11 protein-coding genes are annotated in these 13,864 nt (G+C 73.5%); 6 read left to right on the forward strand and 5 right to left on the reverse strand.

Annotated elements, in window-relative coordinates; translation table 11 throughout:
* The first annotated feature begins 343 nt into the window (after positions 1–343).
* The 4 genes from IF43_RS0109095 to IF43_RS36265 all read left to right on the forward strand — a co-directional run bounded on the left by IF43_RS0109095 (position 344) and on the right by IF43_RS36265 (position 6,161).
* Positions 344–1,774: a cellulase family glycosylhydrolase gene (locus IF43_RS0109095; protein WP_030196532.1), complete on the forward strand. Its 1,431-nt coding sequence runs from the start codon at positions 344–346 to the stop codon at positions 1,772–1,774.
* Between the two features lie 237 nt (positions 1,775–2,011).
* Positions 2,012–2,908, forward strand: coding sequence for a YhjD/YihY/BrkB family envelope integrity protein (locus tag IF43_RS0109100; protein ID WP_234332039.1), 897 nt, complete (start codon positions 2,012–2,014; stop codon positions 2,906–2,908).
* A 200-nt stretch (positions 2,909–3,108) separates the two neighbouring features.
* Entirely contained in the window at positions 3,109–3,420 is a 312-nt protein-coding gene (locus tag IF43_RS0109105; protein WP_199922697.1) for a hypothetical protein, read from the forward strand.
* 14 nt (positions 3,421–3,434) lie between these two features.
* Positions 3,435–6,161, forward strand: a complete 2,727-nt coding sequence (locus IF43_RS36265) for a tetratricopeptide repeat protein (RefSeq protein ID WP_107048438.1) — start codon at positions 3,435–3,437, stop codon at positions 6,159–6,161.
* Between the two features lie 43 nt (positions 6,162–6,204).
* Here the strand turns inward: IF43_RS36265 and IF43_RS41545 are convergent, their stop codons facing one another.
* The 3 genes from IF43_RS41545 to IF43_RS0109125 form a co-directional block, all read right to left on the reverse strand.
* Positions 6,205–6,375 carry a hypothetical protein gene (locus IF43_RS41545; protein WP_158939252.1) on the reverse strand — a complete coding sequence of 57 codons (171 nt, stop codon included), beginning with the start codon at positions 6,373–6,375 and terminating at the stop codon, positions 6,205–6,207.
* Between the two features lie 519 nt (positions 6,376–6,894).
* Positions 6,895–7,896, reverse strand: a complete 1,002-nt coding sequence (locus tag IF43_RS0109120; RefSeq protein WP_030196543.1) for a PHP domain-containing protein — start codon at positions 7,894–7,896, stop codon at positions 6,895–6,897.
* Positions 7,893–8,786 carry an SDR family oxidoreductase gene (locus IF43_RS0109125; RefSeq protein WP_030196544.1) on the reverse strand — a complete coding sequence of 298 codons (894 nt, stop codon included), beginning with the start codon at positions 8,784–8,786 and terminating at the stop codon, positions 7,893–7,895. The genes IF43_RS0109120 and IF43_RS0109125 overlap by 4 nt, the downstream gene beginning before the upstream one ends.
* 167 nt (positions 8,787–8,953) lie before the next feature.
* On the opposite strand from IF43_RS0109125, the gene IF43_RS0109130 reads away from it, so the two are divergent.
* Positions 8,954–10,219, forward strand: a complete 1,266-nt coding sequence (locus IF43_RS0109130; RefSeq protein ID WP_037887808.1) for a cytochrome P450 — start codon at positions 8,954–8,956, stop codon at positions 10,217–10,219.
* Between the two features lie 83 nt (positions 10,220–10,302).
* Here IF43_RS0109130 and IF43_RS0109135 read toward each other — a convergent pair whose 3' ends face one another.
* Positions 10,303–11,766: an aminotransferase class I/II-fold pyridoxal phosphate-dependent enzyme gene (locus tag IF43_RS0109135; protein WP_030196550.1), complete on the reverse strand. Its 1,464-nt coding sequence runs from the start codon at positions 11,764–11,766 to the stop codon at positions 10,303–10,305.
* A 115-nt stretch (positions 11,767–11,881) separates the two neighbouring features.
* A complete protein-coding gene (locus IF43_RS0109140) occupies positions 11,882–13,060 on the reverse strand; it encodes a zinc-dependent alcohol dehydrogenase (RefSeq protein WP_030196553.1) in 1,179 nt (392 codons plus the stop codon).
* A gap of 335 nt (positions 13,061–13,395) precedes the next feature.
* Between IF43_RS0109140 and IF43_RS0109145 the strand changes: the two genes are divergently transcribed.
* Positions 13,396–13,845: an SRPBCC family protein gene (locus IF43_RS0109145; RefSeq protein ID WP_030196555.1), complete on the forward strand. Its 450-nt coding sequence runs from the start codon at positions 13,396–13,398 to the stop codon at positions 13,843–13,845.
* The last annotated feature ends 19 nt before the right edge of the window (positions 13,846–13,864 follow it).

Here is a 13,864-nt window from a genome sequence, read left to right on the forward strand (position 1 = left end):
ACGATCGCAGTCCCGGCGGAGTCCGAGCCGGCGAACGCGGCGGGCCGAACGCGGCGGGCCGGCAAGGGTGGGATGCTCGCGCTCTGCACCGCCGCCCGCCACGCCACGACGGCCGTGGCGATGTCGGCGGTGACGGGGTGGTTCTCAGAGGTGGTGCGCCTGGCTCACGAGGGCCTTCCAGGATGACCGCGAACACGGTGGGCGAGGTCCTCCGGCAACTTCGGGCCCGGAGCGGGGCGTCGGATCAACTCCCGCGAAACGGTGGGAAGTTGCGTCACTCATCAGTAACATCCGACCGGCCAGTAGCCCCGCCCGAGAAGCCACCCCTGAAAGGGCCTCCTGCATGCGCCGGACCTCCCGCCTCGCCCCCGTCGCCCTCGCCGTGGCAGCCCTCCTGGTCGGTGTCCTGCCGGCGCAGGCCCAGGCCCGTCCCGGCCGTACCCCCGACCGTACCCCCGACCGTGTCACGGTCGGTGACCGTACGTTCATCACCGACAGCCGCGGCCGTGCACTGCAGTGGCGCGGCTTCAACCTCGCCGACAAGGGCAGCCGAGGCGCCGACGCTTTCGCCGACATCCACGAGAGCGACCTCCGGGACATGGCCGCCCGGGGCTTCAACCTGGCACGCCTGGCGTTCTTCTGGGACGACCTCGAGCCCACCCGCGGGAACTACGACCGCAGCTACCTCGCCAAGATGCGCCGCATCCTCGACTGGGCCGAGCGCTACCACGTCAAGGTCATCCTGGACGCCCACCAGGACGTGTACGGGCCGCACTTCGGCGCGCGCGGGGTTCCCGACTGGGCCACCCGGGACGAGGGGCTGCCGTTCTGGCCGATACCCGACGACTGGTTCTCCGAGTACTTCGAGCCGTCCGTACAGGCCGCCTTCGACCACCTGTACAAGGACGCCGACCTGCGTGCCGCGCACGCCCGCATGTGGGTGACGGTCGCCTCCGCACTGGGTGGGCACCCGGCGCTGCTCGGCTACGACCTGATGAACGAACCGTTCGCGAGGTTCCTCGAGGGCGAGGACCTCCCTGCCGCTGCGGCCCGCTTCGAGGCCGGCGAGCTCACGGAGATGTGGAACCGGCTCGCCCGTGCGATCCGCCTGGTCGACCGCAGGTCGTGGGTGTTCGTCGAACCGACCGTCATCGTCGGTCTCGGCGTCCCGACCCGGCTGGGGCGCATCGACGACCCGCACGCCGGGTACGCGCCGCACTTCTACGAGACCGCGATGGAGACCGGCGGCGACTACGACCCCGACAGCCCCTTCATCCCCGCCTACGAGGCCGCGATCAGCGACTATCCGAGCCGCAACCGCATGCCGGTGGTCGTCGGGGAGTGGGGCGGCAACCCGTACGTTGCGCACGCGAGCCGGTTCGTCACCGACATGACCGCCTCCCTGGACCGCTTCTCCAGCGGCTGGACGTGGTGGCAGTGGTGCCGGGGCGGCGGCTACTGCTTCCTCGACCGGACGGGCGCGGCGAAGCCCAACGCGCGGCTGCTCGCGCAGCCCTACGCGCGGGCCGTCGCGGGTGACCCGCTGAGCTACGCGTACGACCCTGCCACGCGCACCTACGCGCTCACCTTCCGCACCCGCGCCGACGCCGGAGGACCCACCCAGATCACCGTGCCCGCGGACGCCTACCCGAACGGCTACCGCGTCACGGTCCGAGGCGGTCACGCCAGGTGGGACGGACACGGCCAGACGGTGTCCGTGGACGCCCGCGGGAGGGCCGGGACCACGTACCAGGTCACGATCAGCCCGAGATAGCGCCGTGGAGGAGGGTGTTCGGCAACGAGGGCACCCGGCCAGGGAGTGCGGGGGCGGGACGGGGCGGTTCGGCTGTCGTGCCGGGCTCACCGGACCTGATCGGATGCGTGTCGGTCGGCCGGATACGGGGTGACGGCCCCAGGATCGGGGCATGGGCTTCACTCCGGATGGCCGGCCCTCACCGACTGAGTCGGGGGCCGAGCGACACCGATGAACCGCGAGAACATCATGAGGGCCGTGACCTTCTGGCTCCGCCCGGCCTTCGCGCTGCGTGTGATCAGCCGGTTCCAGCGGCTCGTCGGCTTCGACCGCTCGATGGCCCTGGCGTCCGCCGCGCTGACGGCCCTGGTGCCGCTCGCCATCCTCTGCGGTGCCCTTGCGGCACGGGTGAGCGACAGGGACGTCGCCCAGGGCGTCATCGATCGCTACGGCCTCTCGGGAGAGGGCGCCGAAGCCGTTCGCGGGATCCTGTCCGCGTCGGACGAGGCGACGCCCGTGGGCATCTTCGGTGCCGTGTTCCTCCTGGTCTCCGTGCTGAGCTTCGCGCGGGCCGCCCAGCGGCTCTTCGAGCAGGGCTGGGAGCTGCGGCCCCTGAGCGTCCGCAACACGGTCAACGAGATGAAGTGGATCGCTCTGCTGGCCGTGTACACCGCGCTGAGCGGCGGGGTCCACGCGGCCCTGGACCGCAGACCGCTGTCGCTGGCCGCGTCCGCGGCGGTGGCACCGTTGACAGCGGCCTTCCTCGTCTGGGGCGGCAGGCTCCTGTCCGCGGGCCGGATCCTCACACGCGACCTCGTGCCCTTCGGATGCATCGGGGCGGTCCTGCTGACCGGCTACTCGTTGGTCATGACCGCCTACCTGCCCCGCCTCTTCAACTCCTACACCCACCGCTACGGCGCCGTCGGGGCGGTCTTCGCGATGCTCACCGGCCTGTTCGGAGCCATGCTCGCCACCGTCGGCTCGGCAGCCCTCGGACGGGAGGTCCAGGACGAGCTCGCCAGGATCGGCCGCGGCGAACGCCCACCGGACCACGAAGTCCGCCAGCAATGGGACACCGTCCTGCAGCAGGCGCGGTCCCGCTGGCAGACCAACCGCGGCCAAGCCCTCCTGGCCCGCTTGACCCGAAAGCGGTGACGCCGGGGTCGGCACTCCCCAGCAGCCGGCCCGCACCACGGTCCCGCCCCCTCAAGGGGGCTCGGCCCGTTGGACTGCGGGCGGCTGGTTCGGGGGAAGGCCGCGCGGGGCAATGCGAAGGGGTGGACCGCCAGCCGGCGGTCGTGCGTGTGCCAGGGTGAGGGGGGCCTGTCGTGTCGCAGGGGTGGAAGATCACGGTCATGGTGCTGGCGGCGGTCGGTGTCCTGTCCACGCCGCTGATCTGGCTGCTGGACGATCCCGATGCGGGCCAGCTGGCCGGGGCCACCGTCCAGGCCGCGGTGGGTGTCGCCGCCCTGGTCTGGGCGGTGTTCCAGCGCCCTTCGCCCACCGGGCCCGCAGACCGGGCCAGCCGGACCGGGAGGGCGGAGCGTGGTGGTGCTTCCGGCATCCGTCGGCCCGGTGGCCGGGGACGCGGCTCGGCCACGGCCGATCGGACGGGCGACGCCAGTGGCCGGAACTCCGTTTCCGGCATCGACTACTCGGATTCGTGAGCAGGCCCGTATCCATGGCGAAGCGATCAGCGCGTGCGGCGTGGGGCGAGCGGCCGGGGCCGTCCGTGACCGTGGCGGACACCGGCGAGGCCGGGTCCCATGACGACGGGGCGGCCGTGACCGGCTATCGCGGACCGGCCCCGGAAGGCGGGGGCGTCCCCGGGGTCGTACGGGTGTCCGGCACCGGGGACGCGACGGCCGCCCACGGAGGAACCGCTGTCAGCGGCTACGTCCATACGCTGACCGTGCAGCAGCCTCTGTTGCGGGAGCCTGCCTGCTGGCCGCACCAGGTCGGTGTGGTCCCGTTGCCGGCGCGGTCCTTCCAGCACCGCGGCGAGGCGGACCGGCTCCGGTCGGCGGTGGCAGGTGGGGGCACCGCGGTGCCCTGCCAGGTGCTGACCGGGACGGGCGGGGTCGGCAAGACCCAACTCGCCGCCGACTACGCCCGCGCCGCCTGGGCCGACGGCGGCCTGGACGTCCTGCTCTGGGTCACGGCGAGTGCCCAGGCGTCCGTCGTGAGCGGATACGCGCAGGCCGGCGTCGAACTGTGCCGGGCCGACCCCGACGACCCCGACCGGGCCGCGCGGCAGTTCCTGGCCTGGCTGGCCCCCAAGCCCGGGCAGCGGCCGTGCCGGTGGCTGGTCGTCCTGGACGACCTCGCCGACCCGGACGACCTCATCGTGCACTCCGACGACCCCGCCCACCGCTACAGCCTGTGGCCACCGGCCAGCCCGGACGGCCGGACCCTGCTCACCACCCGCCGCCGCGACGCCGCGCTCTTCGGCGAGGGCCGCCGACGGATCGAGGTCGGTCTGTTCACCCCGGACGAGTCCCTCGCCTACCTCACCGCGTCCCTTCACGCCCATGGCCGCACCGAGCCCGCAGACCAGCTCACCGCCCTCGCCCGCGACCTCGGACACCTGCCCCTTGCCCTGGCCCAAGCCGCCGCGTACCTCGTCGACTCCGGCGAGACCGCGGCCGCCTACCGCGGCCTGCTGGCCGACCGCAGCACCCACCTCGCCGACCTCGCCCCCGACGCACTGCCCGACGAGCAGGCCGTCGCCCTGGCCGCCGCCTGGTCCCTGTCCGTCGACCGCGCCGACCTCCTGCGCCCCGCCGGCCTGGCCCGCCCCATGCTCCACCTGGCCGCCCTCCTCGACCCCAACGGCATCCCCCACGACGTCCTGACCGGCGAGGCGGCCCGGGCACACCTCGCCGCACACCGCACCCCGACGAGCCCCGACTCCGTCGCGGTACCTGCCCCCGTCTCACGCCGCGACGCCGTACGGGCCCTGCGCGCCCTGGAGCGCCTCAGCCTCATCGACCACCGGCCCGACAGCCCCCACCAGGCCGTCCGCATCCACCAGCTCATCCAGCGCGCCACCCGCGACACCCTCACCCCGGCCCGGCAGGACCGGTACACCCGCGCCGCCGCCGACGCCCTCACAGCCGCCTGGCCCGCCGTCGAACGCGACACCGCCCTCGCCCAGGCCCTGCGGGCCAACACCGGCGCGCTCGCCCGACACGCAGAAGACGCCCTGTACCGGCCCGACACCCATGCCGTGCTGTACCGACTGGGCACGAGCCTCGGTGACAGCGGCCAGATCAGCGCTGCCCTCACCCACTTCCGACGCATGGTGGACACCAGCACCCGCCGGCTCGGCCCCGACCACCCCGACACCCTGGCCGCCCGCCACAGCCTGGCCTGGTGGCAGGGGGAGGCGGGGGATGCGGCCGGAGCCGCGACCGCGTACGCCGAGCTGCTGGCGGACCAGGTGCGCGTGCTGGGCCAGGACCACCCCCGCACCCTCGCCGCCCGCAACGGCCTGGCACGCTCGCGCGGGGAGGTGGGGGATGCGGCGGGCGCGGCCGCCGCGTACGCCGGGCTGCTGCCGGACGTCGTGCGCGTGCTCGGCCAAGACCACCCGGACACCCTCGCCACTCGCCAGGGTCTGGCCCGCTGGCTCGGAGAGGTGGGGGACGCGGCCGGTGCGGCGTCCGCGTACGCCGGGCTGCTGGCGGACCGGGCGCGCGTGCTCGGTGAGGACCATCCCGACACCCTGGCCACCCGCCAGGGCCTGGCCTGGTGGCGGGGGAAGGCAGGGGATCCGGCCGGTGCCGCGGCCGCCTACGCCGAACTGCTCGCGGACCAGGCGCGGGTGCTCGGCGAGGACCACCCCGACGCGCTGACCACCCGCCACGACCTGGCCTGGTGGCGGGGGAAGGCAGGGGATCCGGCCGGTGCCGCGGCCGCCTACGCCGAGCTGCTGGCGGACCGGGAGCGGGTGCTGGGCCACGACCACCCCGACACCCTCGCCACCCGCCACAACCTGGCCTGGTGGCGGGGCAAGGCAGGGGACGCGGCCGGTGCGGCTGCCGCGTACGCCGAACTGCTGGCCGGCGGGGTACGCCTGCTCGGCGAAGACCACCCCCGGACTCTGGTCACCCGCCACAACCTGGCCTGGTGGCGGGGGAAGGCAGGGGATCCGGCCGGTGCCGCGGCCGCGTACGCCGAGCTGCTCGCGGACCGGGAGCGGGTGCTGGGCCACGACCACCCCGACACCCTCGCCACCCGCCGCAGCCTGGCCCGCTGGCGGGGGGAGGCGGGAGATGCGGCCGGTGCCGCGGCCGCGTACGCCGGGCTGCTGCCGGACATGGTGCGCGTGCTCGGCGAGGACCACCCCGACACCCTCGCCACCCGTCACGATCTGGCCCGGTGGCGGGAGCGGAGGGGGGTGTGACCGCCGCCGTTGCGGGTCTCCCGGCCGAGAGGGGGCGGCCGGCTCAGGCTTCGCGACCGGCGAGGATCCGATCGGCCCGGTAGTGCGGACAGGCGAGCAGGTGCCACGTCACCGACAGGCCGCCGTCGACGATCACCACCGTGCGCGCCTCACCGCTGTCCTCGTCCGCGCCGCAGGCCCGGCAGTGGCGCAGCGTCGTGGGTAGGAACCCCATCACAACACCCCTTCCAGGCACCGCAGATACGACAACCGACCCACATCTATCAAATGCGGGCGGATTCCGCCCTGTTACCCGCGCGTTCGACGAGCGGCCGGCACCTGACCGGACGGTCCGCCGGCCGCCGGCGGGCGTCGGGTCCGGGCCTCGGTTGCGCGTGCGAGATCTGTTCGAATCGCCTGCAGGAGCCGGTGTTCGTGCCTGCGCTGCGGGAGGCGCAGTCATCGACACCGCCACCCGCCACCCCCACCGCCTCCGGCCCTGGACCGTCCAGGCACGACGGGTCCTTCCGCTCGTTGCGGGTCCCCCGAAAGTCGTAGCGGGCCTGCCCGGTCGTGTGATGCCCCTCCCCCGGGCCGGGGTGGAGCGTGGAGACCGGGCTGAACAGGCACCGCCGCCACCACGGCCGGGCCGGACCCGCTCCGCCCCGGCCTGAAGGCCGGCCTCCTGGGAGGAAGGGGTGACGATCCTTCCCGCTGTACGAGCCCACCCCGGGGCCGGACGCCGTCGGGGGGCTCACTGCGGTCCGGTTCCGGTGGCCAGCAGTTGCTCGAGGGACCACGTGGTGATCAGCCGGTCCGCTCCTAGGCCGATCCGGGCCGCGCGCGCGTACCCCGAGCTCTGCCAGTGCAGTTGGTCGGGGGCGTGGGCATCGGTGTCCACGGCGAACAGGCAGCCCGCGGCGGCAGCCTGCGCGAGCAGGTCGTCCGGGGGGTCGCGGCGTTCGGGGCGGCAGTTGATCTCCACGGCCGTGCCGGCCCGGGCGCACGCGGTGAACACGGCCTCGGCGTCGAAGCGGGACTCCGGGCGGCCCCGGCCGGTGATGATCCGGCCGGTGCAGTGCCCGAGGACGTCGACGTGCGGGTTGCGCACCGCGGTCAGCAGGCGGGCGGTCATCGGTCCGGGTTCCGAGCGCAGCTTGGAGTGCACGGAGGCCACGACGACGTCGAGTGCGCCGAGCAGGTCCTCGTCCTGGTCGAGTGAGCCGTCGTCGAGGATGTCGCACTCGATACCGGTCAGCAGCCGGAAATCCGGGCCGGTCCTGGAGTTCACGTCGGCCACGGCCCGCAGTTGGCTCCTGAGCCGGTCCGGGCTCAGTCCGTGTGCGATCGTCAGCCGCGGCGAGTGGTCGGTCAGTACGGCCCAGTGGTGGCCCAGGGCGCGGGCCGCGTCGGCCATGACCTCGATCGGGCTGCCGCCGTCGGACCAGTCGGAGTGCAGGTGGCAGTCCCCGGTGCTCGCCACCGCGAGGTCCCAGCCGGCCCGGGCTTCAGGGCCGGCTTCGGCCTGCAGGCGGGCGAGGTAGCGCGGCACGGCCCCGGTGGACGCCTGGGAGATCACCTCGGCGGTGACCGGGCCCACTCCGCGCAGTTGCGCGGCCCGGGCGGCGTCCACCGGGCCCGGCGGCAGGGCGCGGACGGCGTCGGCCGCGGTGTGGAAGGCCCGTACCCGGTACGGGGACGCCCCTCGCCATTCGAGGAGGAAGGCGATCCGGCGCAGGGCTTCGTCCGGGGTCACGGCAGGGGCGTTCCGCCGGTGGCGTTGAGGATCTCGCCGGTGATGTAGGTGGCCTGGTCGGAGGCGAGGAAGACGTACGCGGGCGCCATCTCCGCCGGCTGCGCGGGCCGGCCCAGGGGCGACTGCCGGCCGAACTCGGTCGGGTCGGGCATCGTCGCGGGGATCAGGGGTGTCCAGACCGGGCCGGGGGCGACGGCGTTGACCCTGATCCCGCGTTCGGCGAGCATCTGGGCCAGGTTGTGGGTGAAGGAGACGATCGCGGACTTGGTCATGGCGTAGTCGAGCAGGTGCGGGCTGGGCTGGTAGCCCTGCACGGACGCCGTGTTGATCACACAGGCGCCGCGCGGCATGTGGGCCAGGGCCGCCTTGGTGAGCCAGAACATCCCGTACAGGTTGGTCTTCATCACCCGGTCGAACTGCTCGGTGGTGATCGCCTCGATCCCGTCCGGCTGGGCCATCTGGTAGGCGGCGTTGTTGACGAGCAGGTCGATGCCGCCCAGCTCGCCCACCGTCTTCTCGACGAGGTCGGTGCACTCGCCCTCGTGCCGGATGTCGCAGGCGACGGCCACTGCCGTGCGCTCGGCCCGGCGGATCAGGCGGGCGGTCTCCTCGGCCTCCTCGGCCTCCTCGGGCAGGTGGGTGAAGACGACGTCGGCTCCCTCCCGTGCGAAGGCCAGGCAGACGGCCCGGCCGATCCCCGAATCCCCTCCGGTGACCAGCGCCCTGCGGCCGTGCAGCAGGCCGTGGCCGCGGTAGGTGTCCTCGCCGTGGTCGGGGCGGGGATCCATCGCCTTCGTGGCGCCGGGGTGGTCCTGGTCCTGTTCCGGGAACGGTGGGCGGGCGTGCAGCGACACCGGATCGGTGAGCCGGGGCTCGTCGTGGGAGGGCATCGCGGTCTCCTTCCGGCACGGTCGGGGGGTGTCAGGTAGAGGGTGGGCTCTGCGTTCAGGACAAGTGGCGCGTACCCCGGGTGTCCGCACCCACACCCGCGACCGCGGCACACGGCGCCAGCCGTTCGGCGGCGCGTGCGCGCGGGGCGACCGGGTAGGCGATCGGCATGCATCCGCTCGCCGACAACACCCCGACCCTCCTGACCCGCGGTTACGCCTGGGCGCCGGAACTGCGCCGACGGCATGGCGACCGCCGCGCCGTCCCGACCCGGCTGATGGGCCGGCCCGCCCTGCTGCTGCACGGGCCGGAGGCCGTGGACTTCTTCTACGACGAACGCCACGTGCTCCGGCACGGCGCGCTGCCCGGACCGGTCCTGGACACCCTGTTCGGCCGGGGAGCCGTGCACACGCTGGACGGTGAGGCGCACCGGGTCCGCAAGGAGCTCTTCACGACCCGGCTCATGGCACCCGAGGGCGTGCACGCCCTCGGCCGGCTGGCCCGCGAACACTGGTTGCGCACGGTCGACGGTCTGCGCGGACGCCGAGGCGTCCTGTTCGACGAGATGGCCGTGGCACTCGCCGCGGCGGCCTGCGAGTGGAGCGGGGTGCCCCGCACCCCCGGGCCGGCCGTGCGCCTCCTGGCCGAGGACTGCGTGGCCATGGTCGACGGGTTCGCCACGCCCGGCCCCCGCCACTGGAAGGCCCGCCGCGCCCGACGCCGCCAGGAGCGCGATCTCGCCCGGACGGTGGAGGACGTACGCCGTGGCGCAGCGGCCGCCGCCCACGGCGGGGGATCCACCGTCGTGGAGGCGGTGGCCGCGCACCGGGACGCGGACGGCAGCCCGCTCGACCCGCACACGGCCGCCGTGGAACTGCTGAACATCCTGCGCCCCACCGTGGCGATCACCTGGTTCACGGCCTTCGCCGCACACGCCCTGCACCGCTTCCCGACCGTCCTGGAGGAACTGCGCGCGGACGACGGACCGTACGCCAGGGCCTTCGCCCACGAAGTGCGGCGCTGCTACCCGTTCGTGCCGTTCGTCGGCGGCCTCGCCGCCCGCGACCTGCGGTTCGACGGACGGGACGTGCCCGAGGGCACGCTGGTGCTCCTCGACGTACCCGGCCACCACCGGGACCCGGACCTCTGGCCGGAACCACAGCGCTTCGACCCCGGTCGGTTCCTCGGCCGGGAGCCGGAACCCGGCGAGCTCATCGCCCAGGGTGGCGGGAACGCCCGCACCGGGCACCGCTGCCCCGGCGAGGACATCACCGTCCACCTCCTGGCAACCCTGGCCACCACCCTGGCGGACACCGGGCTCCACATGCCGGAGCAGGACCTGCGCATCCCCGTCCGCCGCATCCCGACCCGGCCCCGCAGCGGCGTGATCATGCAGGTCCCGCCGCGTCTCACGCGCCGTGTACCGGCTCCGTAGCCCCGCCTGACGGCGCGTCGCCGCGTTCTGCGTCCCCTGCCGGGACGGGCGGCCGGGGAGCGGGCCCGTCCGCGGCCGTGGGCTCAGGTCCGTCCGACCACCCGGATGGTGCGCGCCGAGGGGTCGGCCGCGTCGGGCAGGAGCATGCCGTGGGCGGCGCCGCTGGTGAGGTAGTCGAGGACGTCGCGGGTGATGACCTCGCCCGGGGCGATGGCGGGGACGCCGGGCGGGTAGGGGCTGATGGTCTCGGCCGCGATGCGGCCGACCGCGCGGTCGGCGTCGACGTGTTCGGCGGCGGCGAAGAACGCGTCGCGCGGCAGCATGACCTGTTCGAGTTCGAGCCCCGACGGGCTCGGCAGGTGGATGTCGGATCGCGGCTCGATCTCCTCGGCGCCCCGGACGAGGGCTTCGAGCGCGGTGAGGAGGGTCGCTTCGGTCTCGTTGTCGTCGGCGAGGGTGACGGAGGCGCTCATGCGGCACGTGTCGGAGCCGCCGACGTCCACGTGGCGGTGGGTGCGCAGCCATTCGACGGCCTGCATGCCGGTGATGTCCAGGTCGCGGACGTCTATGACGATCTTCAGTGGGTCGAGGTCGGCGGCCAGACCCTGGTCGACCACCTCGCGGTCCATGACGGTCAGACCCGGCAGGTCGGCGATGCGGGAGCGGATGCGCTCGGCTCGGCGCAGCGCCGCCTCGAGGAGGTCGTGGCCGTGCTGGGCCATCTGGCGGCGCCAGCCGTCGAGGGCGGCGTAGACGAGGCTGGACGCGCTGGTCGTGCCGAGCAGGTCCTCGCGCTGCTTGAGTACCTCGGGCGAAACGCGGTCGAACTGGAGGTGGAAGACGGAGCTCTGCTCGATGGCGGCGCCCATCTTGTGGACGCTGGTGACGACGAGGTCGGCCTCGTGGTCCATGCCCCAGGCCGGCAGGTCGGGATGGAAGGGGAGGTGGGCGCCCCACGCCTCGTCCACGATCAGGGGCACCTCGGCGTCGTGGCAGACCTTGGCGGTCCCGCGGATGTCGGCGCAGGTGCCCCAGTCGGTGGGGGTGATCAGCAGCATGCCCTTGGCGTCGGGGTGGGCGCGCAGCTTCGCGCGTACGTCCTCGGGCTCGGGCGGGTGGGCCAGGTGCCGGTCGGCGTCGAACTTCGGGTGGACCCAGACCGGCTCGACCCCGTTGATGATCACGCCGGCGATCACGGACTTGTGGGCGTTGCGGGAGATCAGGAGCTTCTCGCCGGGGCCGGCGACGGCGAGCATGGCGGTCTTGACCGACAGGGAGCTGCCGCAGGTGGAGAAGAAGGCCCGCTCGGCTCCGACGGCGTCGGCCATCAGCTCCTGGGCCCGCTCCAGTACCCCGCGGGACTCCTGGCGGTCGTCCAGTCCGTTCAGCAGGAGGACGTCGGAGCGGAACACGTCGGAGCCGACGACGTCCAGCACCCTGGGGTCCACCCCGCGGCCCTGCTTGTGACCGGGCGGGCCGTAGACGACGTCCCCCCTGCGCCGGAACTCCTCCAGGGCCTCCAGCACCGGTGCCTGGGAATGGTCCATGGCTCCGCTCCCTCCTCGTCGCCGCTCGTCCCTGTGCTTCACGCGTTCACCGGCCCGTACGGGTCGGTCTGTGTCGCGTGTGGCCCGTGGAGGCCACGGTGAAACCCGGGAGGGGTCAGGGCGTGAACAGGACCTTGACCGCCCCGTCCTGCTTCTTCTGGAACATCGCGTAGGCCTCGGGCGCCTGCTGGAGGGGGAGCCGGTGGGTGGCGAAGTCCTCCACGCCCAGGGGGTCGCCGTCGGCGACCAGGGGCAGCAGGTCGTCGACCCAGCGCCGCACGTTGGCCTGGCCCATGCGCAGCTGGACCTGCTTGTCGAACAGCGTCAGCAGGGGCAGGGGGTCGGCCATGCCGCCGTACACGCCGGACAGGGAGATGGTGCCGCCCCGCCGGACCAGCTCGATGGCCAGGTACAGGGCCGACAGGCGGTCCACGCCGACGCGCTTCATCAGTGCGGCTGCCAGGGCATCGGGCAGGAGGCCGGTGACCTTCTGGGCGCCTGCCGCCACGGGCGCGCCGTGGGCTTCCAGGCCGACCGCGTCGATGACCGCGTCCGGGCCCCGGCCGTCGGTCAGTTCCCTGACCTCGGCCACGAGGTCGTCCTGTCGGACGTCGAAGACGTGGACGCCGTGCCGGCGCGCCCGCTCACGGCGTTCCGGTACGAGGTCGATGCCGATCACCGTGTCCACCCCGAGGTGGCCGGCGACGCGCGTGCACATGTCGCCGATGGGGCCCAGGCCGATCACGGCGAGGCTGCCGCCGGCGGGGACGGCGGCGTACCGGACGGCCTGCCAGGCCGTCGGAAGCACGTCGGAGAGGTAGACGAACCGGTCGTCCACCGGGCCGTCGGGGACCTTGATGGGCAGGGTGTTGCCGAACGGCACCCGCAGGTACTCGGCCTGTCCGCCGGGCACCTGGCCGTAGAGTTTGGTGTAGCCGAAGAGGGCCGCCCCCTTGCCGTGCTCGTGGACCTGGGTGGTCTCGCACTGCGAGTGCAGGCCCTGTGCGCACATGAAGCAGGTGCCGCAGGAGACGTTGAACGGCACCACGACCCGGTCGCCGGGACGTACGGCGGTGACCTCCGCTCCCGCTTCCTCGACGACGCCCATCGGTTCGTGCCCGAGGACGTCGCCCTCTTCGAGGAACGGGCCGAACACCTGGTACAGGTGCAGGTCGGAGCCGCACAGGCCGGTGGTCGTGATTTTGACGATCACGTCGGTCGGGTCCTCGATCACCGGGTCCGCGACGGTGTCGACGCGGACGTCGGCCGTGCCGTGCCAGGTCAGTGCCTTCATAGCGATCCCTCCTCGCGCCGTGCGGCGGGGTCCTCGTCACCCGTGCCGGGTTCCGCCGTCCTGCGACGCCGGGTTGACTGCGTTCCTGTTCTGCCGTGTGCCCGGTTCGACGGCGCGTACGCGATCCGGCGGCCCCGTCCCGAAGCGGGCGCGGCCGTACGGATCCCCGGCGGGGTGGCTGCGGGGGCCGTCCGCGGCTTGGGGGGGACGGGAGACGCCGCACGCATGAGGTCGGGGAGACCGGGCAGGCGCGCCATCGATGGCGGCGCACCACGCCGTGACCACGCACGTGGTGCGCTCGTACCTGCCCCAACCCCATTCCGAGGAGTGAGCAGATGTCACAGGTCAGGGAATCGATCGAGGTCAATGTCCCGGTGCGGGCCGCGTACGACCAGTGGACGCAGTTCGAGACGTTCCCCGCGTTCATGGAGGGCGTGGAACGGATCGAGCAGCGCACGGACACGCTCACCCACTGGGTGACGAAGTTGGGCGGTGTGACGCGGGAGTTCGACGCCGAGATCACCGAGCAGATCCCCGACCGCAAGGTCGCCTGGGTCACCGTGGGCGGCCAGAGCGAGCAGTCGGGCCTGGTGACGTTCCAGCCCATCGACCCCTCGCACACCGAAGTCACCTTGATGATGGACTTCGACCCCGAGGGCATGGCCGAGACCCTCGGCGACAAGCTCGGCTTCGTCGACCGACAGGTCAAGGGCGATCTCAAGCGGTTCAAGCACTTCATCGAGGACCGTGGGAACCCCACCGGCGCCTGGCGCGGCCAGGTCTGAACGGGGCCGCACCCCGCCC

It is taken from the genome of Streptomyces sp. NRRL S-87, assembly GCF_000719335.1.
In the GTDB taxonomy this organism is placed as follows: Bacteria; Actinomycetota; Actinomycetes; order Streptomycetales; family Streptomycetaceae; genus Streptomyces.